23 protein-coding genes are annotated in these 26,766 nt (G+C 49.2%); 18 read left to right on the top strand and 5 right to left on the bottom strand.

The features are described 5' to 3' along the window. The first annotated feature begins 190 nt into the window (after positions 1 to 190). The 6 genes from JK211_RS00490 (at position 191) to JK211_RS00465 (ending at position 6,617) form a co-directional block, all read left to right on the top strand. Entirely contained in the window at positions 191 to 667 is a 477-nt protein-coding gene (locus JK211_RS00490; RefSeq protein WP_212706707.1) for a spore coat U domain-containing protein, read from the top strand. Between the two features lie 14 nt (positions 668 to 681). Then, entirely contained in the window at positions 682 to 1,398 is a 717-nt protein-coding gene (locus JK211_RS00485) for a molecular chaperone (RefSeq protein WP_212706706.1), read from the top strand. Further along, positions 1,361 to 3,706 (top strand): fimbria/pilus outer membrane usher protein, encoded by a 2,346-nt coding sequence (locus tag JK211_RS00480; RefSeq protein WP_212706705.1) that lies wholly within the window; start codon positions 1,361 to 1,363, stop codon positions 3,704 to 3,706. The genes JK211_RS00485 and JK211_RS00480 overlap by 38 nt, the downstream gene beginning before the upstream one ends. Further along, positions 3,697 to 4,659 (top strand): spore coat U domain-containing protein, encoded by a 963-nt coding sequence (locus tag JK211_RS00475; protein WP_212706704.1) that lies wholly within the window; start codon positions 3,697 to 3,699, stop codon positions 4,657 to 4,659. The genes JK211_RS00480 and JK211_RS00475 overlap by 10 nt, the downstream gene beginning before the upstream one ends. A 274-nt stretch (positions 4,660 to 4,933) precedes the next feature. Further along, a complete protein-coding gene (locus JK211_RS00470; protein ID WP_212706703.1) occupies positions 4,934 to 5,218 on the top strand; it encodes a hypothetical protein in 285 nt (94 codons plus the stop codon). Positions 5,219 to 5,465: 247 nt separating this feature from the next. Further along, positions 5,466 to 6,617, top strand: coding sequence for an MFS transporter (locus JK211_RS00465; RefSeq protein WP_212706702.1), 1,152 nt, complete (start codon positions 5,466 to 5,468; stop codon positions 6,615 to 6,617). Between the two features lie 47 nt (positions 6,618 to 6,664). Here the strand turns inward: JK211_RS00465 and pflA are convergent, their stop codons facing one another. The 4 genes from pflA to ycaO form a co-directional block, all read right to left on the bottom strand. Then, on the bottom strand, positions 6,665 to 7,405 hold the full coding sequence (gene pflA / locus JK211_RS00460; protein WP_212706701.1) for a pyruvate formate lyase 1-activating protein: 741 nt from the start codon (positions 7,403 to 7,405) through the stop codon (positions 6,665 to 6,667). Positions 7,406 to 7,547: 142 nt separating this feature from the next. Next, on the bottom strand, positions 7,548 to 9,830 hold the full coding sequence (gene pflB, locus JK211_RS00455) for a formate C-acetyltransferase (protein ID WP_212706700.1): 2,283 nt from the start codon (positions 9,828 to 9,830) through the stop codon (positions 7,548 to 7,550). A gap of 92 nt (positions 9,831 to 9,922) precedes the next feature. Beyond that, on the bottom strand, positions 9,923 to 10,783 hold the full coding sequence (gene focA / locus JK211_RS00450; protein WP_212706699.1) for a formate transporter FocA: 861 nt from the start codon (positions 10,781 to 10,783) through the stop codon (positions 9,923 to 9,925). Between the two features lie 342 nt (positions 10,784 to 11,125). After that, entirely contained in the window at positions 11,126 to 12,889 is a 1,764-nt protein-coding gene (ycaO, locus tag JK211_RS00445; RefSeq protein WP_212706698.1) for a 30S ribosomal protein S12 methylthiotransferase accessory factor YcaO, read from the bottom strand. A gap of 286 nt (positions 12,890 to 13,175) precedes the next feature. Between ycaO and serC the strand changes: the two genes are divergently transcribed. The 12 genes from serC (at position 13,176) to JK211_RS00390 (ending at position 25,927) form a co-directional block, all read left to right on the top strand. Further along, positions 13,176 to 14,261, top strand: a complete 1,086-nt coding sequence (serC, locus tag JK211_RS00440) for a 3-phosphoserine/phosphohydroxythreonine transaminase (RefSeq protein WP_212706697.1) — start codon at positions 13,176 to 13,178, stop codon at positions 14,259 to 14,261. A 79-nt stretch (positions 14,262 to 14,340) separates the two neighbouring features. Then, complete coding sequence (aroA, locus tag JK211_RS00435) at positions 14,341 to 15,621, top strand: 3-phosphoshikimate 1-carboxyvinyltransferase (RefSeq protein ID WP_212706696.1); 1,281 nt, start codon at positions 14,341 to 14,343, stop codon at positions 15,619 to 15,621. Positions 15,622 to 15,831: 210 nt separating this feature from the next. Then, a complete protein-coding gene (gene cmk / locus JK211_RS00430) occupies positions 15,832 to 16,515 on the top strand; it encodes a (d)CMP kinase (protein ID WP_212706695.1) in 684 nt (227 codons plus the stop codon). A 127-nt stretch (positions 16,516 to 16,642) separates the two neighbouring features. After that, entirely contained in the window at positions 16,643 to 18,322 is a 1,680-nt protein-coding gene (gene rpsA / locus JK211_RS00425) for a 30S ribosomal protein S1 (protein ID WP_212706694.1), read from the top strand. 89 nt (positions 18,323 to 18,411) lie between these two features. Continuing rightward, entirely contained in the window at positions 18,412 to 18,696 is a 285-nt protein-coding gene (ihfB, locus tag JK211_RS00420; protein WP_038019815.1) for an integration host factor subunit beta, read from the top strand. Between the two features lie 213 nt (positions 18,697 to 18,909). After that, positions 18,910 to 19,584, top strand: a complete 675-nt coding sequence (locus tag JK211_RS16860; protein ID WP_249213729.1) for a DUF4131 domain-containing protein — start codon at positions 18,910 to 18,912, stop codon at positions 19,582 to 19,584. Then, a complete protein-coding gene (locus JK211_RS00415) occupies positions 19,479 to 21,161 on the top strand; it encodes a DNA internalization-related competence protein ComEC/Rec2 (protein WP_371734555.1) in 1,683 nt (560 codons plus the stop codon). The genes JK211_RS16860 and JK211_RS00415 overlap by 106 nt, the downstream gene beginning before the upstream one ends. Before the next feature lie 34 nt (positions 21,162 to 21,195). Beyond that, positions 21,196 to 22,944: a lipid A ABC transporter ATP-binding protein/permease MsbA gene (msbA, locus tag JK211_RS00410; RefSeq protein ID WP_212706693.1), complete on the top strand. Its 1,749-nt coding sequence runs from the start codon at positions 21,196 to 21,198 to the stop codon at positions 22,942 to 22,944. Beyond that, the gene (lpxK, locus tag JK211_RS00405; RefSeq protein WP_212706692.1) at positions 22,941 to 23,924 is read left to right on the top strand and encodes a tetraacyldisaccharide 4'-kinase; all 984 of its coding nucleotides are present in this window, start codon (positions 22,941 to 22,943) and stop codon (positions 23,922 to 23,924) included. Before msbA ends, lpxK begins: the two co-directional genes overlap by 4 nt. Positions 23,925 to 24,062: 138 nt before the next feature. Further along, complete coding sequence (locus JK211_RS00400; RefSeq protein WP_212706691.1) at positions 24,063 to 24,245, top strand: Trm112 family protein; 183 nt, start codon at positions 24,063 to 24,065, stop codon at positions 24,243 to 24,245. Beyond that, complete coding sequence (gene kdsB / locus JK211_RS00395) at positions 24,242 to 24,988, top strand: 3-deoxy-manno-octulosonate cytidylyltransferase (protein WP_212706690.1); 747 nt, start codon at positions 24,242 to 24,244, stop codon at positions 24,986 to 24,988. Before JK211_RS00400 ends, kdsB begins: the two co-directional genes overlap by 4 nt. Positions 24,989 to 25,030: 42 nt before the next feature. Beyond that, positions 25,031 to 25,927, top strand: coding sequence for a phosphotransferase (locus JK211_RS00390; RefSeq protein ID WP_212706689.1), 897 nt, complete (start codon positions 25,031 to 25,033; stop codon positions 25,925 to 25,927). A 3-nt stretch (positions 25,928 to 25,930) separates the two neighbouring features. Here JK211_RS00390 and elyC read toward each other — a convergent pair whose 3' ends face one another. Continuing rightward, positions 25,931 to 26,686, bottom strand: coding sequence for an envelope biogenesis factor ElyC (gene elyC / locus JK211_RS00385; protein WP_212706688.1), 756 nt, complete (start codon positions 26,684 to 26,686; stop codon positions 25,931 to 25,933). Positions 26,687 to 26,766: the final 80 nt, after the last annotated feature.

Genomic DNA, 26,766 nt, shown 5'->3' with positions numbered 1-26,766 from the left:
TGGGTTTTTATGCTGTGAGTTGTTTTATTTGCAGATGTTTGTATTTAATCTATTAATGTGTAATGTCTGTCTTTTACAACATTGGATTTTTAATTGCGCGGCGTATAATGCAGCCGCGCTTATATAGCGTTGCTTTATATCAGCCGGATAAAAACTCTGCTTTTAATATCAATAATAAAAAGAGATAGATATGTTAAAGAAATCATTAGTACTTTCGTCTTTAAGTTCAGCATTACTTTTTTCTGTTATGGCTCATGCTGATACCAGTTCGGCTACAGCAAATATGAATGTGAAATTAACGGTGCAGAAGGCCTGTACTATTAGTATGGGTGATCTTGATTTTGGTACCCAGAACAGTAATGCCGGTGATGTATCCAGAACAGCAACCGGGAGCGTGACCTGTACTAAAGATACGGCTTACAATATAACTGCTGCCAGTAATAGTGGGTATAATTTGTCTGATACTAAAGGCGATAAAGTATCTTATGCTATTTATGCAGATGCCAATCACCAGACAAATCTGAGTGCCAGTGTGGCATCGACTTCCGGAACGGGGACCGGGATAGCACAGCCTGTTAATATCTACGGTGTCATCAACGGAACGTCATTGCAGACTGCCCCGGTTGGTGATTATACCGATAAAGTTACGCTGACAGTTAATTACTAAGGCTCGGCGGACCTATGACCGGGAAAATATATTTTTATAGCGCACTGATTATTTATTTTTTAATTTCTCCGCTGACTTATGCTGCCAGTTTACAGGTATACCCGGTAAATATTAATTTCTCTGTCGGCGAGAACGTTAAAGCTATTTATGTAAATAATACCGGCGTTGATCCTATCAGTGCCCAGGTCAGGGTTTATCAGTGGACTCAGAAAAACGGCAGTGATGTCCTGAGCGAGACTCATTCGTTACTGGTGAGTCCGCCGATCACGGCTATTCCGCCGGGAAAACAGCAGTTGTTAAGGGTGATATTGCCGGTGCCTCCGGCTGGCGGTGCAGAACAGGCATACCGGCTGGTTGTTGATGAGTTGCCGGGAACGTCACAGAATGGCAATCAGACCGTCAGGTTTTTGCTCCGTTATGATCTGCCGGTGTTTATTAATACGCCCGCATCTGTAATAAATCTCAGCCAGGTTGTATTTCATCTGGATACATCGGCAGTGCCTGAACGCCTGTGGATAGAAAATAACAGTTCACAGCACCTGAAATTAAGTAATGTCGTATTATCATCGGCTGGTCATCATTATCCTGTAAATAAAGGGTTGCTGGGGTATGTGTTAGCAAAGAGCACTCGTTCGTGGACATTGCCCAAAGGACATTATTCCGGTTCAACACTTACTTTCAATGTAAATGATAATGCAGAGACTCAGACCGTACCAGTTGTCAGCCCGTAAATTATCTCTGCTAAGTGCAGTGTTTTTACTGCCGGTGTCTTTCTGTGCAGTATCAGATGAAGTTCTTTATTTAACTGTCAGTGTTAATGATGCTGCGGTACCCGGATTGTTTCAGATTCGAAAAAGTGGCGATCATTTTTTTATTTCTGCACAAGATTTTAAGCAGCTGAATATCCGCACTGATAAATTAGCAACGGCAGATAATACCGTTGATATGGTTTCCGGGGGCGGGTTGTCTCTGGTTTATGATGATTTACAACAGCAGTTAAATATCCGGGCAACCGTTGACTGGCTGGCAGGGCATCAGAAGTTAACATCACAATCTAACGGACTGATCACTCGTCAGGACTTTTCCCCGCGGGTCAAAGGTATTGCCTTTGATTATAATCTTTATAGTGCAGAGCAGCCTTACAGTCAGAGCCTGAGCGCTTATACAGACTTGCGTTCTTTCGGAATAGGGCCGGGAAACTTTAGTACTTCCTTTAACAGTCGTTTTAATCATTCTGACACGGGTACCGATAACGGAACCCGGCGGCTGATGAGTGCGTGGAGTTATAATAATACCGACAAACTGCTGAGCTTAACCCTCGGAGACAGTTATACGGGCAGCCAGTCATGGACCAACAGTGTGCGTTTTGCCGGGGTCAGTCTGGCACATAATTACGCACTGCAACCCGACTTTAATACTTCAACGCAGGATATTCTTTCCGATACTGTTGCTTTACCTTCGACCGTCGATTTGTATGTTCAGGGAATAAGACAGACAACACAACATGTCGAACCGGGACAGTTCACCCTGAATACGGCTCCGGTGTTTACCGGTAATAGCTCGGCACAGGTTGTTATCACTGACATAAACGGGCAACAGCGTGTCGTAAACCTGAATATTTATGGATCCGATTTGCTGTTATCTCGCGGGCTGAATAGCTGGAGTATTAATGCCGGCTGGTTACGGAAAGACTACAGTTATCGTTCTTTCAGCTATAACCCGGGCTTAATGGTCACCGGTAACGGACGTTATGGACTCAGGGATGATCTGACGCTGGAAGCGCATACGGAGCAGGGTGAACCGTTGCAGAATGGGGGTATTGGTGCTAATTATCTGTTGTCCCCGTGGCTGGGCATTGTCCACGGAGATATTTCTGCCAGCAGACATAACCGTCTGAACGGTAAACAATGGGGAGTTGGCTGGCAGTGGTCCAACCGCCATCTCAGTTTCTCGCTGACAGATACCCGCCGTGACAGCCATTACCGTGACATGTCGGTATTAACGGAAGGTGAGCTGGCAACACGTTCAGACAATGCTTTTATCAGCTGGTCCATGGGAGCGGCGGGTACAGTAGGTGCCAGCTGGATTAACCGTCAATATGCAGGGGAGACCCGCAGTTATGCCGGTTTTTCCTGGTCAGGAACCTTCCGTCATAATATCAATATTTCCGCCAGCCTCACCCGGGCGCTGGAAATGGATCATGATAAAACACTGTATCTCAGTGTAAGCGTTCCCCTTTCAGATACTCAGTATGTCAGCGTACAGCATTCGCAGGATAGTCAGTCTGCAAACAATCAGCTGACATGGTCGAAATCGGTGATTTCGAATAAACCGGGCTGGGGGGGCGATGTATCACTACAAAACGGAAGTAATGCCACAACGCATCTGGATTATCGCCAGCGTACCGAGTGGAGTGACCTGGAATTGGGCTATAACCGCTACAGTCAGCAGAATAATTATTATGCTTCCCTGTCCGGAACCGCGGGTCTGTTCGCTAATGCATTTTATGCCACGCGACAATTGGGGGATGGTTTCGCCCTTGTGGATACCGACGGTATTGCGGGAATCCCGGTTTATCTGGAGCATCAGCCAGTCGGCAAAACCGACCGCGATGGAAAACTGTTTCTTAATAACCTGCTGCCTTATTACCGTAACAATATCAGTATCGATGTATTATCACTGCCTGATGATTTTCGTGCGCTTTACACGGAGGATAATGCTATTCCTGAAAGCGGTGGTGGTGCAATGGTGCACTTCCGAATCTATCGTGCCCGTGCATTACTGATGACGGTTAAACAGACACAGGGTAAAGCACTGCCGTTTGCTGCACCTGTCAGCGTGGTTACCGCCGCCGGACAGCAACCCGAAACGGGAACCCGCACAACGGTGGTGGGTTATGAAGGCAATATTTATCTTGAGAATCCGCCGGCGGAAGGTTTTGCCATTGTTCATTTACCCGACAGCACATGCCGGATCAGGTTGCCCGCGCAGCTGCCGGCAGGAAAAGCGATAACTACTATGGAGGCAGTATGCCAGTAACCCGGATATTCATTTTTTTACTGGTGCTGTCTGGCGGATTGTTTTTTTCGGCCAGCGCCTCCGCAGATCCCCATTGCTGGACCGGTGACGGGGCAGGGTACAACTTTGGCACCGTAACTCCCGGCCAGGCAGTGTCATCAACAGCACAGATCGGTATTACTTGTAACAGCTATGATCCGTCAACAGATTACATCCGGCTGTGCCTGAATTTTATAGATGAAAATGCACCGGTCGCCATGAACCCGAATGGTATCAGTGGTTACCCTTTGTATTTTAATGTTTATCCGTCAGACAGTCCGGAGACGGCCCTGAGTGCTAATAGTTCCGTATTTGCACAGTTTGATATGGCTGTACCCTCAGGGCAAAGTGCATCCGGCAGCTTTATACTGACTGGCCGTATTCTGGCGGGGCAGACTAAACTGACCGCAATGGATTATTATAAATATAATTTTTTCGCCTATTACAAATATGCCTTTGCTAGCAGCAGAAATCAGCTGCCTTCCTGTGCAGCGATGCCCAATACCTACTCTCAGAACAGAATTTCTGTTTCAGCGACTGCCTCAGTAAAACAAGGCTGTACGCTTGATCAGGTCAGCGATCTTGATTTTGGCCAGCATAGCCCGGCGTTATCACCGCAATTATCGGCAACGGCTATCTCGACCCTGTCAGTGACCTGCCCGGTGAACACTTCTTTCTCGGTAGCATTAGGCAACGGGCTGCATAGCCAGCAATCGGTCCGTCAGTTATGTAATACCGCAGATAACCAGTGTGTGTCTTATCAGCTTTACCAGGATGCGGCTCACAGTGTGGTCTGGAATGATACTAATACTCAGACAGTCCGTTCCGCGACCGGGAACAGTCAGAACCTTATCGTTTACGGGGTGCTGCCTGACCAGAACTGGCCGACAGCGGGCAACTATACAGATACAGTGACAGTCACCCTCCGCTATTAACTGTTTTCTGAGTGCACAACATTTCTCTGTTGTGCGCTTACTTCTTCGGTATTATTTATCACCATTCTTTATTTTTCTGATGGATTTTTAGTCACTCAGTCATCATCTCCCCCGGTTAATATGATTCCGGTCATTTAGTCTCTTACTTTCATTTGATACGGCTACAGAACCCTTGTATACCTGTTGTTACAGATAGAAAAGATTGCCAGTTGTGGTTTTATTTTCATTTCGGGAAAGCATAAGCCTTACGCAGTGATTGCAAAGGAGAAGGGGTATGCGAAATCTGTGCAGTAATCGGTTATTGGCAGGCGTGCGGTTATTTTTAGCCTTGGTGTTGGCTGGTCTCGTTTTCCCTGTAACGGCGGCACTCACTGACGCTGGTATAAATATTCGTTTGCAAGTGGTTAACCGTTGCGCGATGTCTGTAGCTTCATCTGCTGATAGCCCGCAGGTAAACGTGCAATGTCCCCGTTCCGTCACCTATCTGGTGCGGGTGCATCAGCAAGCTGAAACTTACGATCATCAGCCACAATACCGCCGGGTGGAGGTCAGTTACTGATTACGGATATGTGCTCTCCTGACCTGCTGAAGATCATTCCCTGTGGCTTTAAAATACGGGATACAGGGTTTGCTGCTCTATATATAAAAAAGGATTAAACAATAAATTTATAACTCCTGAATAATCTTTCCCCGCGGTTTAAATTTCTTTTTTCAGCAAAAAATGCTCTGCTGTTTTTTGCTAATTGACTTTAAAAATAGTAGTGCCATTATTCGCCACAATTATTACTTTCTTTGTGGTTATGGCTATGTCTGCATGGTCCCGTCCTGTATTGCTTCTGCTCTCCGGTCTGCTGTTATTGACCATCGCAATTGCGGTGTTAAATACACTGGTGCCTCTCTGGCTGACCCATGACCAATTTGCTACCTGGCAGGTGGGTGTGGTGAGTTCTGCTTTTTTTACCGGCAATTTACTCGGGACGGTGATTGCAGGGAAAGTTATCACAACCCTCGGTTTTAACCGCAGCTATTATATAGCGACCGCAATTTTTGCTGTGGCGACCTGCGCTTTATTAATCGCCGGTGGTTTTACTGGCTGGACAGTATGGCGTTTTCTGGCAGGTACCGGATGTGCCCTTATCTGGGTGGTTGTTGAAAGCGCTTTGCTCTGTTCAGGGACCTTACGCAATCGTGGCCGGCTGCTGGCTGCGTATATGATTGTTTATTATATCGCCACAGTGCTGGGGCAGTTACTGGTCAGTCTGGTTTCTGATGCCGCCGGATTTATGATACCTCTGCTGGTGGTGTGCATTATGGTCGCTGTACTGCCGTTATTTTTTGCGCGGATTAACCCGCCTGAAGTCGCAGAAAATTCAGCCTCGCCGAATATCCGTGAAATGTTTTCCCGCCATTCATCACGTTTGGGTATTAACGGCTGTATTCTTTCAGGCGTTGTACTGGGCTCGCTGTATGGACTGTTACCATTATACCTGTCTCACAAAGGTATGAGCGATGCGAACGTGGGTTACTGGATGGCATTACTGGTCAGTGCGGCTATTCTCGGACAATGGCCTGTAGGCCGACTGGCCGACCGTTTTGGTCGTCTGATGGTACTGCGTGTGCAGGTCTTTATGGTGATACTGGGTGCATTAGGAATGTTAACTCAGCTGGCAATGGTGCCTGCTTTGTTTATTCTGGGATGCTCCTGTTTTACGTTGTATCCGGTGGCTATGTCCTGGGCATGTGAAAAAGTTGCGCATCATGAGCTGATTGCAATGAATCAGACCCTGTTACTCAGCTATACAGTCGGCAGTCTGGTCGGGCCGGGAATGACATCATTACTGATGGAGCATTTCACGGATAATGTGTTGTTTACCATGATTGCGGCAGTCTCGTTTGTCTATCTGCTGATGTTACTGCGTAAAGCGGATCATCAGACAACACCGGTCGCTCATGCGTAAGGCGGATACGCTTGTGTCTGAAGAAGGGGCCAGCGGCCCCTGCATATTCAGTAAATAACGTTATGGCCGTAACTGGCAATAATTGATTTTACCCGTTCCATGGTTTCTTTCGGCGGAGGACTTACTCCTTCCAGCGGATATTTTTCGCCCATTGCTGTCCATTTATGTTTACCCAGTTCATGATAGGGCAGTAATTCTATTTTTTCGATATTGTCCATTGCAGCAGTAAACTGCCCCAGCCGGTGCGCAGACTGATCATCATCTGTGTACCCGGGCACGACCACATAACGTATCCAGGTGCGTTTACCGGTTTTATGCAGATATTCTGCGAACTCCAGCATCCTGTGGTTTGAAACACCGGTCAGTTTCTGATGTATCTGATCATCCATTTGCTTCAGATCCAGCATGACAAGATCGGTGACCTCCATCAGTTCAGTGATTACATGATCATAGCGGCGGACAAACCCATTGGTGTCCAGACAGGTATCGATACCCGCCTGTTTACAGGCTCTGAACCAGTCGCGGACAAACTCAGCCTGCAAAATAGCCTCACCGCCTGACGCGGTAACCCCGCCACCGGAGGCGGCAATATAGTGTTTATAGGAAAGCAGGTCATCCATAAGTTCTTGTACGGTAACTTCCTGGCCGCCATGAGTATCCCAGGTATCACGGTTATGGCAATACAGGCAGCGTAGCAGGCAACCCTGAAAAAAAACGATAAAGCGAATACCTGGTCCGTCGACGGTACCACAGGATTCGACAGAGTGAATATGACCAGTGACTGACATGCGATGGTTCCTCCGGGGTGAGCTGCGGTAATCTCGCAGGCCGGCATTGACAGGTGTTTATAAGTTGCTGTTATATTCAGCATAAAACAGGAAGAGTAAAAAGGCTCCCGGCCGGGAGCCTTTTTAACCTGGTTAACCAGTATTAAATTGATTGAGTGAACGTACGGGTAATAACGTCCTGCTGTTGTTCTTTGGTCAGTGAATTAAAGCGAACAGCATACCCCGAAACCCTGATGGTCAGCTGTGGATATTTTTCCGGATTATCCATCGCTTCCAGCAACATCTCACGGTTCATTACATTGACATTCAGGTGCTGTCCGCCCTCGATAGCGGCTTCATGATGGAAATATCCATCCATCAGTCCTGCAAGGTTAGCTTTACGGATATCATCATCTTTACCCAGCGCGTTAGGGACAATAGAGAAGGTATAAGAAATACCATCTTTAGCGTAGGCAAAGGGCAGTTTTGCCACTGATGTCAGGGAAGCGACAGCACCTTTCTGGTCACGTCCATGCATCGGGTTCGCGCCGGGACCGAATGGTGCTCCGGCACGGCGGCCATCAGGAGTATTACCTGTTTTTTTACCGTAAACCACATTTGAGGTGATGGTCAGTACTGACTGGGTCGGAACCGCGTTACGGTAAGTTTTCAGTTTCTGAATTTTTTTCATAAAACGTTCAACTAAATCGCAGGCCAGTTCATCGACCCGTGCATCATTATTCCCGAATTGCGGATACTCACCTTCGATTTCGAAATCAATAGCCAGGCCATTTTCGTCACGAACCGGTTTAACTTTGGCATATTTAATTGCAGAAAGGGAGTCAGCCGCGACTGACAGTCCTGCGATACCACATGCCATAGTGCGGTAAACATCACGGTCATGCAGAGCCATTAAAGCAGCTTCATAGCTGTATTTATCGTGCATATAGTGAATGACGTTCAGCGCTGTGACGTACTGGGTTGCCAGCCAGTCCATAAAATGATCCATACGGGCCATCACAGTATCGAAGTCGAGGATCTCATCGGTAATCGGGGCCTCTTTGGGGCCGACCTGAATTTTCAGTTTTTCATCCATCCCGCCGTTAATCGCGTACAGCATGGTTTTCGCCAGGTTAGCGCGGGCACCAAAGAACTGCATCTGTTTGCCGACGATCATCGGGCTGACACAACAGGCAATGGCATAGTCATCACTGTTAAAGTCAGGCCGCATCAGGTCATCATTTTCATACTGGATAGATGACGTATCGATGGACACTTTAGCCGCATATTTTTTGAAATTCAGTGGTAATTGTTCTGACCACAGAATAGTCATATTCGGTTCAGGTGAAGGCCCCATGGTATAGAGGGTATTGAGGAAGCGGAATGTACTTTTAGTGACCAGCGTCCGGCCATCCAGTCCCATACCTGCCAGTGACTCGGTTGCCCAGATCGGGTCGCCGGAGAACAGTTCATCGTATTCCGGGGTACGCAGGAACCGAACCATCCGCAGTTTCATCACCAGGTGGTCAATCAGCTCTTGTGCTTCATCTTCGCTCAGAATGCCCGCCTGCAGGTCTCGTTCAATATAGATATCCAGGAAGGTTGAAACACGGCCGAATGACATAGCCGCACCATTCTGTGATTTTACGGCAGCCAGATAACCGAAATAAGTCCATTGCACAGCTTCACGGGCATTCGTCGCCGGAGAGGCGATATCCAGACCATAACGGCTGGCCATTTCTTTCATATCTTTCAGAGCCTGATACTGGTCTGAAATTTCTTCGCGCAGACGAATAGTTTCTTCGAGAGCATTACCCTGTTCGAGGTCACTTTGCAGTGAGCCAAACTGGGCCAGTTTATCTTTCATCAGTGCATCAATACCGTAGAGTGCAACACGGCGATAATCACCGATAATACGGCCGCGACCATAGGCATCCGGCAGGCCGGTCAGAATTCCGGACTTACGGCAACGCATAATATCCGGTGTGTAGACATCGAACACACCCTGGTTATGTGTTTTACGGTATTCAGTAAATATTTTTTTCAGTGTCGGATCGAGTTCACGGCCATATACCTGACAGGAGCCTTCAACCATACGGATACCACCGTAGGGAATAATGGCACGTTTCAGGGGCGCTTCCGTTTGCAGACCGACAATTTTTTCCAGTGACTTGTTGATATAGCCTGCGTCGTGGGAAGTAATTGTTGAAGCCAGATCCGTATCAAAATCGACCGGTGCATGGGTCCGGTTTTCGATTTTAATACCTTCCATAACCTTATCCCACAATGTGGTTGTGGCATCTGTTGCGTTGCTGAGGAAGGCTTCATCGCCTTCATAAGGTGTATAGTTTTTCTGAATAAAATCGCGGACGTTAACGCTGGTTTGCCATTCACCGGCTGCAAACCCCTGCCACGCCTGGTTCATTTTTTCATTAAGTTCAGTCATGAGATACCTGCCTTGTTAAGTTGAATTCAGCGTACGGGCAGCGGTACGTGACCTGCCGGTACAAAATCTATGTTCAGTGTAGTATTGATAAATTAGTTTTCACTATTATCTTTACGCAAGTAAATAATCCAGTACGTGAGCCCTACTAATAAACCGCCACCAATAATATTCCCCAGAGTAACGGGAATAAGATTATCGGTAATAAATTGCCAGGGAGTCAGTGTGGAAAATTGTCCGGCTGTGGTACTGGTCAGTTGCCAGAAATCAGCAGAAGCAAAATCTTTAATGACAATAGCCATCGGAATCATAAACATATTGGCAATACTGTGTTCAAACCCGCTGGAAACAAACATAGTCACCGGCAGGATCATGGCAAGGGTTTTATCTGTCAGTGAACGACCGGAATAGCTCATCCATACGGCCAGACAAACCAGTAAGTTGGCCAGAATTCCCAGGGCAACGGCTTCGACAAATGTATGGTGCATTTTATGATCGGCTGTCTGCAGTACATTGAGGCCCCATAATCCATTAGCCACCAGATGTTCACCAGATAACCAAATCAGCGCCACAAACAGTAACGCGCCAAACAGGTTTCCGAAATAGACGATAATCCAGTGGCGCGTGAGCTGAGCCCAGCTGATACGCCCACTGGCTTTGGCAACCACAATAAGAACGGTTGAAGTGAATAAATCAGCACCACAGACGACCACCAGAATCAACCCGAGAGAGAAACAGAGTCCGCCAATCAGTCGCGAAATACCATAAGGTAATTCGCTGCTACCGGTAGTGACGGTAATATAAAAAGTGAAGGCGATGGAGATAAAAACACCTGCATTAATTGCCAGGAAAAAGGTGGTTAATGGTGGTTTTGATGCCTTATAGACACCTGCTTCTTCGGCAACTTTTGCCATTGCTGCCGGCATTAACAGATCAAAAGGATTGTCCGTTTTCACACAAATCCCCTCAGAGTTTTCGCTGTGCCCAGAGTATCAAATGGCCTGTTTGTGAGAATTGACCTGGATCACTTTTAACCGTTGCTGGTCTGCTAAAACTGTCTTTTTTGGTCAGTGATATATCATAATGCATTGAAAATAAAGGTTAAAATTTATTTTAATAACTATTTTATTTTTTGATTAACCGGGTATTGTCGCCAGATGATTAAACAATAAAGACTAAAAACGGCATGATTATGCGCCGGGAGAGGGAGCTACAGCTAAATATAAACAGACGGGGCAAAAAAACAGCGCCGGTCGAAGGCGCTGTAAATATTTTTTTAACAAAGAATCGGCGGAGACTTAATTTTCTGACCAGTACTGACGTTTTGCGGCCTGAAGTTTCTCATAAGCCGCCAGTAAAGACTGATGGGCAGGGAAAGCAGTCAGAGACAAGTCAACTTTCTGCAGCCCATAAAAAGGTTCTTCGCCACTGATTGCCGCAGACGCAGCTTCTACCGCATCGCTGCCGTACATACGGTTAAAGGCGGTCAGATATTCGCCGGGGGTCCGCTCATCTTCCAGTGACAGCAACAGTAATGTCTGCAGGCAGCGGTAGTAATTAGCCCGTTCGGCACTGAAGACTGAATTGTTAAATTCAATGGTCCACTCGGTCCAGATCAATGCCTGGTCGAGATCGCCTCCGGCAAGTGCCAGCATAGCTTTAAGTTCACCGACGCGCAGGGTTGACCAGCCATTATCTTTGCCCGTCGCCAGACCCAGCAGTTCGCGTACCCGGGTAAAATCGTCCAGGCCTTCGTCATCCATCTGCGTAATCAGTTCAAGGTAGTCCTGAGGTTGCCATTCGCTGCCCGGTAAACTAAGGAAAGTTTCACGGAAACCGGATCCCATATTGTTGTTAGCCAGCAATAAATCTTCGGCCGGATAAATATCAGACATGCCGGGAACAATAATCCGGCAGGCATATACGCCCAGATGTTCATAGTCGGCAATATACACTTCTTTATTTTCGGCACGGAAAATATTCATCAGTGTCGAAAATTCCTGTTCGGTGGTACCGGAAAAGGACCAGTCAGCGAACGGATAATCAGGAGTATCTTTGAACATATCCCAGGAGATCAGGCCGCTGGAATCGATAAAATGTGTTTCCAGGTTAGTGTGTTCTGCGACTTCTTCATCATCAAAGGTTGGCGGAGTAAACACATCCAGATCTTTCAGGCTGCGGCCCTGTAATAGTTCCGTAACGGTGCGTTCCAGCGCGACGCCGAAATCAGGATGGGCGCCGAAAGAAGCAAAACAGGTACCATTTTCCGGATTAAATAACACCACACAGATCACCGGATACTGGCCGCCCAGCGAGGCGTCGTAGGCAAAAATCGGGAAACCTTCGGCTTCCAGTTGTGCAATAGCTTCGATAACCGCCGGATAACGGGCCATGACTGTCTGTGGAATTTCCGGCAGGCTGATTGATTCAGCGATAATACGGTTTTTAATGTAACGCTCAAAGACTTCCGAAAGACCCTGAACCCGTGCCTCACTGGCGGTATTACCGGCTGACATACCATTGGATACATATAAATTACCGATAATATTCATCGGAATATAGACGGTCTGCTTGTCTGACTGACGGATAAACGGCAGTGCGCAGATTCCCCGGTCATCGTTACCTGACTGCAGATCAACCAGCAGGCTGGCACCGAGGACATTGTCCGGGTCATAGAACTTACGCAGTGCAGGGTCCAGCAGTCCTTCCGGTAAATCGTCGTCTTCAGTCAGCGGGAACCATTTCTCATTCGGATAATGGACAAAGTCACCGCCAGCGACCGTTTCACCCAGCCAGAAATCGGCAAAGAAATAGTTCGTTGATAACCGTTCAAAATATTCACCTAACGCAGAAGCCAGGGCGGCTTTTTTGCTGGCACCTTTGCCATTGGTAAAACACAGAGGACAGTCACGATCGCGGATATGGACTGACCAGACATTCGGAACCGGATTCAGCCATGAAGCTTCTTCAATAGTAAACCCTAAAGACTGTAGCTTATGCTGAAACCGTGAAATAGAGTCTTCTAAAGCGGCATCTTTGCCTGGTATAAATGTTTGCGTCATAGTGCCGCGTTCTCCCGGGGAGTGATAAACAGATGTGTTGGGGTAATGATACGGAATTTATACGATGACCGCTATCAGCCGACAGTAAAATCTCCCCGTTATAACTCCGTTACCCGGAGCCGAAATAAGCCGTTGTCCGGAAAAAAATAAACATCAGGGTCAGGGGATTAACCGGAGAGTCATAAAAATCGTCCTGCAGACCGATTAATTATTGCAGCGTTTTTCAGGCAGTGATACAACCGACAGGTATCTGATAATCGTTTCGATGTAACCATGGTGAGTATAAATGACGCAGGTGTATAATTTTAGTTCTGGCCCGGCAATGTTGCCAGCAGAAGTACTTCGTCGTGCACAGCAGGATCTGGTTAACTGGCAGGGTCTGGGCACTTCAGTAATGGAAATCAGCCATCGCAGCAAAGAATTTATCAGCGTTGCTGAAACGGCAGAGCAGGACTTCCGGGATTTATTAAAAATCCCGTCCAATTATAAAGTATTGTTCTGCCACGGTGGTGGCCGTGGTCAGTTTGCGGCAGTACCCGGTAATTTACTGAATGGTGCCAGCCAGGCTGACTATATTGATGGTGGTTACTGGGGGCACAGTGCGGTTAAAGAAGCCGCTAAATTTTGTACCCCGAATATTATTGATATTAAAGTCACTGAAGAAGGTAAAACTGCGTTATTACCCATGAGCCAATGGCAGCTGAATGATAACGCTGCTTATGTGCATTACTGCCCGAATGAAACCATCGATGGTACCGCGATTGATGAGCAGCCGGATTTCGGCGATAAAATAGTGGTCGCTGATTTCTCCTCCACCATTTTATCCCGTGAGATCGATGTCAGCCGCTACGGGGTGATTTATGCCGGCGCCCAGAAAAATATCGGTCCTGCCGGGCTGACACTGGTTATTGTCCGTGAAGACCTGCTGGGTAAAGCCCGTAAGGATCTGCCTTCTGTCTTCGATTACTCGGTGCTGGCAGAAAATAACTCAATGTTTAACACCCCGCCAACTTTTGCCTGGTATCTGTCCGGACTGGTATTCCAGTGGCTGAAAGAGCAGGGCGGCGTCGCGGCAATGGATAAAGTCAACCAGGCGAAGGCCGATCTTCTTTACAGCACCATTGATCACAGTGATTTCTATCGTAATAATGTTGCAGACAGCAACCGCTCGCGGATGAATATCCCTTTCCAGCTGGCAGATTCCGCGCTGGATAAGCTGTTTCTGGACGAGTCTGTCAGCCACGGACTGCATGCTCTCAAAGGGCACCGGGTGGTTGGCGGAATGCGGGCTTCTATTTACAATGCCATGCCGCTGGCGGGTGTGAAAGCACTGACTGAGTTTATGCTCGATTTTGAACGCCGCCATGGCTAAGCCAGTGGTGATTTACTGGCCTTTTTGTTTACCCCGCCAGTGGCGGGGTTTTGATCTTTTATAAAGAGTGACTTTTGACATGCCGGATTCTCTGACCTTACAACCTGTAGCCCGTATTGACGGTACGGTAAATTTACCCGGCTCGAAAAGTGTGTCAAACCGCGCGCTATTGTTAGCTGCAATTTCCAAAGGAACGACCCGCCTGACGAATCTGCTGGACAGTGATGACATTAAGTACATGCTTAATGGACTGAGCTTGCTGGGGATTGAATATACATTATCTGCAGATCGTACCGAATGTGTTGTCACCGGGATCGGTGGCCCGTTACATGCCGCAGCTCCTGTTGAGTTATTCCTCGGGAATGCGGGAACGGCGATGCGTCCGCTGGCGGCGGCCTTAAGCCTGGCGGGTAAAGATATTATCCTGACCGGCGAACCACGAATGAAAGAACGTCCAATCGGTCACCTGGTTGATGCTCTGCGTCAGGGGGGAGCTGATATCAGCTATCTGGAAAATGAAAACTACCCGCCATTACGCCTGAACGGCGGGTTCAATGGAGGCGAAATCAGTGTCGATGGCAGTGTGTCAAGCCAGTTTCTGACTGCGTTGCTGATGACTGCGCCTTTAGCCAGTGAACAGACAACCATTACCATTACCGGTGAACTGGTTTCAAAGCCATATATTGATATCACGCTGAATCTGATGAAATGTTTTGGTGTCAGGGTTGAAAACCAGCAATACCAGCGTTTTGTTATTCAGGGCGGGCAGCAGTATCAGTCTCCCGGCGAATATCTGGTTGAAGGGGATGCCTCATCGGCTTCTTATTTTCTGGCTGCTGCGGCAATTAAAGGCGGTACTGTCCGTGTCACCGGTATTGGCCGCAACAGTGTACAGGGCGATATTCGCTTTGCTGATGTGCTGGAAAAAATGGGGGCAGTGATTGAATGGGGGGATAATTATATTTCCTGTACCCGTGGCGCACTGAAGGCGATAGAGATGGATATGAACCACATCCCTGATGCGGCGATGACTATTGCCACCACTGCCTTGTTTGCGGAAGGTACTACCCTGATGACGAATATCTACAACTGGCGGGTAAAAGAAACCGACCGGCTTGCGGCCATGGCAGCTGAATTACGTAAGGTCGGGGCAACAGTTGAAGAGGGGTATGATTTTATTCGTATTACGCCGCCTGCTACCCTGAAACATGCAGACATTGAAACCTATAATGATCATCGTATTGCGATGTGTTTCTCTCTGGTTGCATTGTCGGATACCCCGGTCACTATTCTCGACCCCGGATGTACAGCAAAAACTTTCCCTGATTATTTCCACCAGCTGGCTGCTGTCAGTCATTAATTATCAGTGGACTTTCTCTGTTCTGGTCTGTATTTAGTCCGGTTGCGCCGGGTTTATCTCACCCGGTGGTTGCCGTCTTAGCTGAAAACTCTGTTTTTTTGCCCCTGTGGCGGAATAAGTCACTGCGACTTCCGTTCGCCACAGGTATACTTAAGGCAAACGGTGTATTTATATGCTGAGAAATCCAGATCAGCGATAAAGGAGATTATAATGACAACGGTCCCGGTGATGACGATTGATGGCCCGAGTGGGGCCGGGAAAGGCACGCTGTGTAAAGCGATTGCTGAGAAACTGCAATGGCATTTACTGGACTCCGGCGCGATTTATCGGGTGCTGGCCCTGGCGGCGTTACATCATCGCGTGGATATCAGCTCGGAAGAAGCGCTGGTTCCGATTGCAGCGCATCTTGATGTGCGTTTTCTCTCCGTTGACGGTGAGCTGCAGGTTATTCTGGAAGGTGAAGAGGTGACCAGCGAAATCCGTACCCAGGATGTCAGTAATACGGCGTCTAAAGTCGCAGCGTTCCCGCGGGTGCGGGAAGCTCTTTTACGGCGGCAGCGGGCTTTTAAAGAAGCGCCGGGGCTGATTGCTGATGGCCGTGACATGGGAACGGTCGTGTTTCCTGAAGCCGCAGTGAAGATTTTCCTCGATGCCAGCGCCGAAGAAAGAGCAGAACGGCGTATGCTACAGTTGCAGGAAAAGGGCTTTAGTGTTAACTTTGAGCGCCTTTTATCTGAGATAAAAGAACGGGACGACCGTGATCGTAACCGTGCCGTGGCTCCGCTGGTGCCTGCGGCGGATGCATTGGTTATTGATTCTACTGGCATGACTATTGAGCAAGTGATTGAAAAAACACTTGAATATGCCAGGTCACGGTTGAAAGATCTCGTTTGAGTTCTGGCCAGCGCGCCGACAGAATGCTTTACCCCCGTACCACGGATGGTGCGGGGTATGTGAAACAACCCCATCCGACAATGATGTCAGATGGACGTTAAATTGAAGAATCCTGAAGATTATCAATATGACTGAATCTTTTGCTCAACTCTTTGAAGAGTCCCTGAAAGAAATCGAAACCCGTCCGGGTTCCATTGTTCGTGGTGTTGTTGTTGCTATCGACAAAGACATCGTTCTGGTTGATGCGGGTCTGAAATCTGAATCTGCAATTCCTGCAGAGCAGTTCAAAAACGCAGCTGGCGAACTGGAAATCCAGGTAGGCGACGAAGTTGACGTAGCCCTGGATGCTGTAGAAGACGGCTTCGGTGAAACGCTGCTGTCCCGTGAAAAAGCTAAACGTCACGAAGCTTGGATCACGCTGGAAAAAGCGTATGAAGAAGCTGAAACTGTTACCGGTATTATCAACGGCAAAGTCAAGGGCGGCTTCACTGTTGAGCTGAACGGTATTCGTGCGTTCCTGCCAGGTTCACTGGTAGATGTGCGTCCGGTTCGTGATACTCTGCACCTGGAAGGCAAAGAGCTTGAATTCAAAGTAATCAAGCTTGATCAGAAACGTAACAACGTGGTGGTTTCCCGCCGTGCGGTTATCGAATCTGAGAACAGTGCTGAACGTGATCAACTGCTGGAAAACCTGCAGGAAGGCATGGAAGTTAAAGGTATCGTTAAGAACCTGACTGACTACGGTGCATTCGTTGATCTGGGTGGTGTTGACGGCCTGCTGCATATCACTGATATGGCGTGGAAACGTGTTAAACATCCAAGCGAAATTGTCAACGTTGGCGACGAAATCACTGTTAAAGTGCTGAAGTTCGACCGCGAGCGTACCCGTGTATCTCTGGGCCTGAAACAGCTGGGCGAAGATCCTTGGGTTGCTATCGCTAAGCGTTACCCTGAGAGTACCCGTCTGACGGGGCGCGTGACCAACCTGACTGATTACGGCTGCTTCGTAGAAATCGAAGAAGGCGTTGAAGGTCTGGTACACGTTTCTGAAATGGACTGGACTAACAAAAACATTCACCCATCTAAAGTTGTTAACGTGGGTGATGTTGTTGAAGTTATGGTTCTGGACATCGACGAAGAACGTCGTCGTATCTCCCTGGGTCTGAAGCAGTGTAAATCTAACCCATGGCAGCAGTTCGCAGAAACTCACAACAAAGGCGATCGCGTTGAAGGTAAAATCAAGTCAATCACTGACTTTGGTATCTTCATCGGCCTGGACGGTGGTATCGACGGTCTGGTTCACCTGTCAGACATCTCCTGGAACGCGACCGGCGAAGAAGCCGTGCGTGAGTACAAGAAAGGCGACGAAATCGCCGCTGTTGTACTGCAGGTCGATGCAGAACGTGAGCGTATCTCTTTAGGCGTTAAGCAACTGGCTGAAGATCCTTTCAACAACTACATCACCCTGAACAAGAAAGGCGTGATCGTGACTGGTAAAGTTACGGCAGTTGATGCGAAAGGTGCTACAGTTGAGTTAGCTGACGGCGTTGAAGGTTACCTGCGCGCTTCTGAAGCTTCACGTGACCGCGTTGAAGATGCAACTCTGGTTCTGAATGTCGGCGACGAAGTTGAAGCTAAATTCACCGGTGTTGATCGTAAAAACCGTGTTGTAAGCCTGTCTGTTCGTGCAAAAGACGAAGCTGACGAGAAAGATGCAATCGCAACTGTTAACAACAAACAGTCTGACGAAAGCAACTTCTCTAACGCAATGGCTGAAGCTTTCAAAGCAGCATCTAAAGGCGAGTAATCTGCCTGAAATGACGGACAACAACCCGCGGTTGTTGTCCGCTCAGGTCAGCTGTCAAATGTTCCATAAAGGAATTAACCGGAGGATTCATGACTAAGTCAGAGTTGATCGAACGCCTTGCCAGCCAGCAAACACATATTCCGGCTAAGGCTGTTGAAGATGCTGTAAAAGAGATGCTTGAACATATGGCATCGACCCTGGCACAGGGTGAGCGTATCGAAATCCGGGGATTCGGCAGTTTCTCTCTGCACTATCGTGCTCCCCGTACTGGCCGTAACCCGAAAACGGGTGACAAAGTGGAACTGGAAGGTAAATACGTTCCCCACTTTAAACCAGGAAAAGAGCTACGAGATCGTGCAAACATTAGTGAATAATGTCTGAGCCTGAACTCATTGGATGCTAAAAACGGTACCTCAGGGTACCGTTTTTTTTTGCCCGTAACAGTGTACGACCCGCGCCGCTGAATTTTCACCCTCTAATCATCAGCTTGTTTTCACCTTGCGTCTTTTGTCGCAATTATTCATCCCCCGTGTATCAGTAACAAAATCAAACGATGATTATTTTCTCCTGATAAACGGGAGACACTTGTGAACCTGATTATTTTTGCCTGGATAACCACCGTCAGCCTGATACCGCTGCTATTTTTGCCCGTATTACCGGCACCGCCAGTACTGGTCTTTATTTCGGTCATTGCTTTGATGTTATTACAGACTGATAACGCCTGGTTATGGGCTATCGCCTGGTCTGGCCTGATATTCAGCTGGGGAGTGCTGGTGGCATCTCAGCAATTACGTGAAGTGGAACAACTGACCCGCCGTCCGCTGAATGCGGTGGTCACAGTCGCGGCAACCGAAATCAGCCGCAAACGGATCCGGGTACAGATACATCAGGCGGAAGGGCGACAGCGCTTCCCGGCACTCTCTGCCTGGCTGACCGCAGGTGATACAGTGACTGAGTTTTGCCCGGGGCAACGCTGGGAAATGCGTCTCAGGCTGCGACCAGTGCATGGCCAGTTAAATGAAGGGGGATATGATCAGCAACGTTATGCGCTGGCAAATTACTGGCCGTTACAGGGAAAAGTACTGGCTAAAAAGCCGCAGAATCTGAGTTGCAGCCTGAGATCCCGGGTGATTAATCGGGCCAGAGAAGAGATGTCATCAGTAGCCAGTCAGGGGTACTTCAGGCGCTTTTATTTGGCCTGCGTGACAATATCCCTCAGCGAACTAATCAGTTGTTCCGTGAAACAGGGGTGGCGCATCTGATGGCGATTTCCGGCATGCATATTGGTCTGGCGGGTAGCTTTGGCTGGTGGCTGGCCCGCAGTATGCAGAAAGGGCTATCGGAGCGTTATATCAGCCCGCAATTTCCACAGGTGGCAGGGTGGCTATTAGCGGCACTCTATACCTGGATCTCCGGAGGTCTGGCACCGGCATTACGGGCGATGCTGGCCCTTACACTGTGGATGTTTATCCGGAATTACCGTTTCAATCTGAATAGCTGGCAGGTGTGGATCAGTTGTGCGGCAGGCTTACTGATCAGCGATCCTGTACTGATCCTTTCCGACAGTTTCTGGCTATCTATGCTGGCGGTATTGATGCTGCTGATCTGGTACCGGTGGTTTTCTTTACCCCGCTATCTTTCGCGTCCAGTCCGCTGGTTCTGGTTACGGTTATTGCATTTACAACTGGGAATGATGCTATTAATGCTGCCCTTGCAGGCACTGTTATTCAACGGAGTCAGTCTGGCTGCGTTACCGGCCAATATGATTGCTATTCCTGTCGTGTCATTACTGACATTACCCCTGGCAGGCATAGCGCTTCTGCTGACACCCACAGGGCTCTCTCCTGTATTCTGGATGCTGGCAGACAAATCCGTGGTGCTGATGGTCACGGTACTTGAAGCGCAACCTGCCAGCTGGTTTCCGGTCAGCGATTTCTTTTTGTGGGCGACCATTGCCTGGGGAGGGCTGCTATTTTTTCGTGCCGGCTTTGGCCGGTATTTTTCCGGCTCAGGCGGCGCTGTATTACTGAGTTGTTTATTATGGCGTTATTCTTCCGCGGGGGAGCAATGGCGTGCAGATATGCTGGATGTCGGACATGGTCTGGCGATAGTGATCAGTCAGGGGAAAGAGGCAGTTATTTATGACACCGGCAATCGCTGGCAGCAAGGGGATACCGGACAGAGAATTATTATCCCCTGGTTACAGCAGCGACAGTTAATGCCGCAGGAGGTGATTATCAGCCACCGCCATCTCGATCATTATGGCGGTCAGGGGAGTATCAGCAACCGCTGGCCCGCTATACCGCTGCGCACTGCGCTGGCCCGGCCCGCAGATTTATCCTGTTTTCGTGGTGAGCAATGGCAGTGGAAAAAGCTGACGTTTAGTGTGCTGTGGCCCCCGCAGAGCAGGGTCAGCGGTCAGAATGACGACTCCTGTGTGATCAGAGTCAGTGATGGTAAGTTTAGTTTATTGCTGACGGGTGACCTCGAACGGCGCGCGGAGCGCGAACTTGTCAGGCTGGAAAAGGAACAGTTACGCTCTACATTTATCCAGGTGCCTCATCACGGCAGTAATACTTCGTCTGCCCCGGTATTATTACGGCGGGTCAATGGTCAGCTGGCAATGGCCTCGCTGGCCCGTTATAACAACTGGAAGATGCCATCCCCAGCGGTGATCAAACGCTATCGTGATGCGGGGTTTCGCTGGCTTGATACTGCTGTCTCGGGACAAATTTCCCTGCGTATTTATAAGGACAGTTATCAGGTTTTAGAAATGCGCGAACAAATTTCCCGGCGCTGGTATCATCAGTGGTTTGGCGTAAAAGCCGAATCCAGGTAGAATAAGCCGTAATCCCAAACAACGTGAAGAAATAATGCATCCAGATAAAGATCTCTCAACGTGGCAGACATTCCGTCGACTATGGCCAATGATTACTCCGCACAAGGCGGGATTAGTGGTGGCGGCGGTTGCTCTGGTACTGAATGCCGCAGGCGATACCCTGATGTTATCGTTACTAAAACCCTTACTTGATGATGGTTTCGGAAAAGCCGATAAATCAGTGCTGATATGGATGCCATTAGCGGTAATGGGTCTGATGCTGATCCGTGGTGTGACCAGTTATGTCTCAAGTTACTGTATTTCGTGGGTGTCCGGTCATGTTGTTATGACCATGCGCCGTCGTTTATTTTCCCATATGATGGGCATGCCGGTTGCCTTCTTTGATCAACAGTCGACCGGCACATTATTGTCGCGTATTACTTATGATTCTGAGCAGGTAGCCTCTTCGTCATCCAGTGCCCTGGTAACAGTGGTCAGAGAAGGTGCATCCATCATTGGCCTGTTTATTATGATGTTTTACTACAGCTGGCAGTTATCGTTAATTCTGATTGTGTTAGCCCCGATCGTCTCTGTCGCTATCCGTATGGTATCTAAGCGTTTCCGTGGTATCAGTAAATCCATGCAGAACACCATGGGACAAGTGACTACCAGCGCAGAGCAAATGCTGAAAGGCCATAAAGAAGTCCTTATTTTTGGCGGACAGCAGGTGGAAACCAAACGTTTTGATGTGGTCAGTAACCGTATGCGTCAGCAGGGGATGAAGCTGGTGTCAGCATCGTCAATCTCTGACCCTATTATTCAGTTGATTGCTTCACTGGCACTGGCTTTTGTGCTCTATGCTGCCAGCTTCCCGGAGGTGATGGATACCCTGACTGCAGGTACAATTACCGTAGTTTTTTCCTCGATGATTGCCTTAATGCGTCCGTTGAAATCACTGACCAACGTTAACGCACAGTTCCAGCGTGGTATGGCGGCCTGTCAGACCCTGTTCACTATCCTTGACTCCGAACAGGAAGTGGATACGGGGACTAAAGTACTGGAGCGTGCCCGTGGTGATATTGAGTTCCGTAATGTCACATTCAGCTATCCCGGCCGTGACACCCCGGCTTTACACGATATTTCCATGACCCTGCCGGAAGGAAAAACCGTTGCTTTAGTCGGACGTTCGGGGTCAGGTAAGTCAACAATCGCCAGTTTACTGACCCGTTTTTACGATATTCAGTCCGGCCAGATTACGCTGGATGGTCATGACCTGCGGGAATACACCCTGCATTCCTTACGTAATCAGGTCGGGCTGGTTTCTCAGAATGTGCATTTATTCAATGATACTATCGCGAATAATATCGCCTATGCCCGGGAATCAGAATTCAGCCGTGAAGAAATAGAACGGGCTGCCACTATGGCCCACGCCATGGACTTTATCGGAAAAATGGATAATGGTCTTGATACGGTGATTGGTGAGAATGGTGTACTGTTATCCGGTGGTCAGCGTCAGCGTATTGCCATCGCGCGGGCATTGTTACGTGATTGTCCGGTACTGATTCTGGACGAAGCTACCTCAGCACTGGATACCGAATCTGAACGGGCAATCCAGTCAGCGCTGGATGAATTGCAAAAAAACCGTACCTCGCTGGTGATTGCTCACCGTCTGTCGACCATCGAAAAAGCCGATGAAATCGTGGTGGTGGAAGACGGCAGAATTATTGAACGTGGTTCACACACCGACCTGCTGGAGCAGCGGGGTGTTTACGCGCAACTTCATAAAATGCAGTTTGGCAAATGATTGAGCGGCTGTGGAGTGGTCAGTCAGGGTGGTGGCGCTTACTGCTGCCCTTTTCTCTGCTGTACGGCGCAGTCACTACGCTGTTACGGTTAAGTTACCGTAAAGGCTGGCGCAAAAGCTGGCGGGCACCGGTGCCTGTGGTGGTGGTCGGTAACCTGACTGCCGGCGGAAACGGTAAAACCCCGGTGGTGATCTGGCTGGTGGAACAGTTGCTGGCCAGGGGGTTACGTCCGGCAGTGGTATCACGGGGTTATGGCGGAAAAGCCGACCGTTATCCACTGCTGCTTAATGATAAAACCACCACCGGGGAAGCCGGCGACGAACCGGTACTGATCTATCAGCGTACCGGAGTGCCGGTCGCGGTTGCACCGGTACGTGCAGACGCGGTTTCAGCCGTCCTGCAGTCGTATACTATTGATGTTATCGTGACGGATGACGGGTTACAGCATTACGCACTGCAACGGGATATTGAAATTGTGGTGGTTGACGGAGTCCGCCGGTTTGGCAATGGCTGGTGGCTGCCTGCCGGTCCGATGCGTGAACGAAGCTCAAGATTAAGTGACGTTGATGCGGTAGTGATTAATGGGGGGACTGCCGGGGAAAGTGAAATCAGTATGCACCTTGCGGCCGGAGATGCGGTTAATTTACTGAGCGGTGAAACCCGTAAGTTGTCTGAGCTAAGAAATGTTATCGCTATGGCAGGTATCGGCCATCCGCCCCGTTTCTTTAACACCCTCAGGGAACAGGGACTAGTCCTGCAGGCCGAAATCGCTTTTTCTGACCATCATGCTTACAGTGCTGATGAAGTGGAACAGTTGCTGACCGGTGATCAGCAATTACTGATGACCGAAAAAGACGCCGTAAAATGTCGTGCTTTTGCCAGAGAAAACTGGTGGTATTTACCCGTAAGTGCCCGGCTCTGCGGGACAGCTGTCGGCCCTTTGCTGGACAATATCCTCAGCCGGGTGTCGCCGCGCTGACGGCTGCATTTTTTCTGTTTTGTCTTTCTTCTGTCAGAGGCTATTTTATGGCCTCTGATGCTTTCTGCGGGTGACAAACAATGTCTCCTCTCCGGGCGGCTGTGATATGCTAACGCTCTGCACCCTGATGGAGGAAATATGGATCATCGTTTACTTGAAATAGTGGCATGCCCTGTCTGTAATGGTAAGTTGCATTATAATCAGAAACTTCAGGAACTGACCTGTAAAGCCGACGGATTAGCTTACCCTGTGCGTGATGGCATTCCGGTTTTACTGGAAAATGAAGCCAGGACGCTGACCGCGGAAGAGAAACTGTCATGAGTTTTGTGGTCATCATCCCTGCGCGTTTTGCATCTACCCGTCTGCCCGGTAAGCCATTAATGGATATTAACGGATTACCGATGGTTGTTCGTGTGTTGCAGCAAGCCGCGGCCTCAGGAGCATCACGGGTTATCGTTGCTACGGATCATTCTGAAGTGGCAGCCGCAGTCACGGCTGCCGGCGGGGAGGTCTGTATGACACGCGAAGACCACCATTCCGGTACTGAACGACTGGCTGAAGTTATTGAGAAATATAACTTCCCTGACGACACGATTATTGTAAATGTTCAGGGTGATGAACCACTGATTCCGCCGGCGATCATCCGTCAGGTTGCCGGTAATCTGGCGAACGCAACCTCCGGAATGGCAACGCTGGCTGTACCGATCACTGATGCAGAAGAGGCGTTTAATCCTAATGCGGTTAAAGTTGTCACTGATCATCAGGGATACGCCTTATATTTCTCCAGGGCGACTATTCCGTGGGATCGCCAGCGTTATGCCGAATCCCGCGAACAGGCCGGAGATACGCTACTCAGACATATCGGCATTTATGCGTACCGGGCAGGATTTATCCGTCGTTATATCCGCTGGGAGCCCTGCGCCCTGGAACAGACAGAGCTGCTGGAGCAGTTACGGGTTCTGTGGTACGGCGAAAAAATTCATGTCGATGTGGCCCTGGAAACGCCGAGTGTCGGGGTTGATACACTTGCGGATCTGCAACGTGTGCGCGACATCCTGAGCTGATGACCGCCCGGCAGCTGATACAGCGAGGTATCAGGAGGGAAGATGGAACGATTAAAATCAGAGCTCAGTCTTATCCTCGGGGAGTCTGTCGGCCGGATAGAACCCCTTAACTGTCAGCCTCACTCCTGCCTGTATGCACTTTATGACCGGTCCGGTCAGGCGATGCCGATGGTGGTGCGTGATTTTTCGCAACCCGGCCTCGCGGAACAACAGGCCAGAAAACTGATGTTATTACGACAGCACGGGTCGGTCCCTGTACCTGCCGTCTACGGTGTTGTATTCAGTGACCGGTTACCCTTTCATGAATTATTGCTGGTGGAAAGGCTGGGAGGAATTTCTGCCGCAGCGCCGGTCCGTTCTCCTGGTGCTCAGGAACGGCTGGCACAACAGATTGCAGACGGGCTGGGCAGCTGGCACAGTCAGTCAGCAGATAATATGAGTGGTTATATTGACAGCTGTCAGTCACTCAGCTGGCCGGACTGGTACAGGCAGTACACCACGGTTCTGTGGTCTCTGCTCAGGCAAAAAAAACAAACAGCCCTCTCTGCTGCAGACCTGCAATTTCTGTCACTGACCCAGCGTAACTATCAGCAGCTGTTTGCTGATCTGAGTCAGCCGAATGTTATGCTGCACGGTAACCTTGAGCTCAGCAATATTATCAAAGACCCTCATACGGAAAGTCTGCTGGCGATGGTTCAGCCCGGCCGTATACTCTGGGCACCGGCGGAATTTGAACTGTTCCGTTTATGGAATGAACCTGTCGGACAAGCGATTATTCTTAAATACCGGCACAGACACCCGCTGGACGAAGGCTTTATCTGGCGTTGCCCGTTATACCGCCTATGGTATCAGGCAGAGCAGGTTGTCTGTAACCAGCCATTTTCAGCACAGGACTTTGCTGAAGCCAGGAGGCAACTGCTTCCGTGGCTTGCTGAATAAGCTTCAGCTGCTGATTTTTTGCCACAGTTGCCCCAGTGTTTCATACCAGGCCCGTTCGCTGTGAGATAACCAGATGGCAGCAGGCGTTATCCTTTCCAGGAAAGTTAACGGGCCGGAGATCGCCAGCTGGTTTGCCGGTGCCGGCCAGGGGTGCAGCCCCTGACGCTGGAAGAAGATCATCGCTCTGGGCAGATGATTGGCAGATGTCACCAGCAGCAGAGAGTGCCGGCCGACGATATTTTTTACGGCGGCGGCTTCTTCGGCCGTATCTCTGGGAGTATCGAGCTGAATAATATCAGTGGCGGGGACGCCAAGTGAGACAGCAACTTCTGCGGCAACACTGGCGTTACTGCGCGGGTTATCGCCGGCTCTTGCACCGGTAAAAATCATCTTAGCCGCGGGGCTTAATCGCCATTGTCTGACACCTTCTGCCACCCTTGGCAGACTGTTACCCACCAGATTAGACCCCGGCGCCCAGTGAGGGTCATAGGTATAGCCGCCCCCCAGCACCACGATATAATCGACCGGACGCTCACCTTGCCAGGTGGGATAGTGATTTTCCAGAGGGGCCAGTAAACGATCGGCCACCGGTTGCAGGCTTAACAGCAGTAAAACCAGCCAGCTGACCGAAAGCATAATTTTGCCGGATTTCTGCCAGCGGCTGAACCAGAGCAAAATAAGTCCCGATGCCATAAAAATAATGATTAACGGCAGCGGAGACAGCACTGCGCCTATCATTTTTTTAACCATAAAAAGCATAAATCTCACCAGTTTTGTCTGAAAAAACAGCAGCCGATCGTAATCTCAGGGATGAAAGCTACATTCTTGCAAGAGCTGTG

This window comes from Tatumella sp. JGM130 (assembly GCF_018257525.1).
Lineage (GTDB): Bacteria > Pseudomonadota > Gammaproteobacteria > Enterobacterales > Enterobacteriaceae > Tatumella > Tatumella punctata.
Note: the sequence above shows the minus strand (reverse complement) of the source record. Positions and strands in the feature narration are given on the sequence as shown.

Coding starts and splice junctions, on each gene's coding strand:
- JK211_RS00490 (WP_212706707.1), top strand. CDS start 191: ATGTTAAAGAAATCATTAGTACTTTCGTCTTTAAGTTCAGCATTACTT.
- JK211_RS00485 (WP_212706706.1), top strand. CDS start 682: ATGACCGGGAAAATATATTTTTATAGCGCACTGATTATTTATTTTTTA.
- JK211_RS00480 (WP_212706705.1), top strand. CDS start 1,361: ATGCAGAGACTCAGACCGTACCAGTTGTCAGCCCGTAAATTATCTCTG.
- JK211_RS00475 (WP_212706704.1), top strand. CDS start 3,697: ATGCCAGTAACCCGGATATTCATTTTTTTACTGGTGCTGTCTGGCGGA.
- JK211_RS00470 (WP_212706703.1), top strand. CDS start 4,934: ATGCGAAATCTGTGCAGTAATCGGTTATTGGCAGGCGTGCGGTTATTT.
- JK211_RS00465 (WP_212706702.1), top strand. CDS start 5,466: ATGTCTGCATGGTCCCGTCCTGTATTGCTTCTGCTCTCCGGTCTGCTG.
- pflA (WP_212706701.1), bottom strand. CDS start 7,405: ATGTCAGTCACTGGTCATATTCACTCTGTCGAATCCTGTGGTACCGTC.
- pflB (WP_212706700.1), bottom strand. CDS start 9,830: ATGACTGAACTTAATGAAAAAATGAACCAGGCGTGGCAGGGGTTTGCA.
- ycaO (WP_212706698.1), bottom strand. CDS start 12,889: ATGACGCAAACATTTATACCAGGCAAAGATGCCGCTTTAGAAGACTCT.
- serC (WP_212706697.1), top strand. CDS start 13,176: ATGACGCAGGTGTATAATTTTAGTTCTGGCCCGGCAATGTTGCCAGCA.
- aroA (WP_212706696.1), top strand. CDS start 14,341: ATGCCGGATTCTCTGACCTTACAACCTGTAGCCCGTATTGACGGTACG.
- cmk (WP_212706695.1), top strand. CDS start 15,832: ATGACAACGGTCCCGGTGATGACGATTGATGGCCCGAGTGGGGCCGGG.
- rpsA (WP_212706694.1), top strand. CDS start 16,643: ATGACTGAATCTTTTGCTCAACTCTTTGAAGAGTCCCTGAAAGAAATC.
- ihfB (WP_038019815.1), top strand. CDS start 18,412: ATGACTAAGTCAGAGTTGATCGAACGCCTTGCCAGCCAGCAAACACAT.
- msbA (WP_212706693.1), top strand. CDS start 21,196: ATGCATCCAGATAAAGATCTCTCAACGTGGCAGACATTCCGTCGACTA.
- lpxK (WP_212706692.1), top strand. CDS start 22,941: ATGATTGAGCGGCTGTGGAGTGGTCAGTCAGGGTGGTGGCGCTTACTG.
- JK211_RS00400 (WP_212706691.1), top strand. CDS start 24,063: ATGGATCATCGTTTACTTGAAATAGTGGCATGCCCTGTCTGTAATGGT.
- kdsB (WP_212706690.1), top strand. CDS start 24,242: ATGAGTTTTGTGGTCATCATCCCTGCGCGTTTTGCATCTACCCGTCTG.
- JK211_RS00390 (WP_212706689.1), top strand. CDS start 25,031: ATGGAACGATTAAAATCAGAGCTCAGTCTTATCCTCGGGGAGTCTGTC.
- elyC (WP_212706688.1), bottom strand. CDS start 26,686: ATGCTTTTTATGGTTAAAAAAATGATAGGCGCAGTGCTGTCTCCGCTG.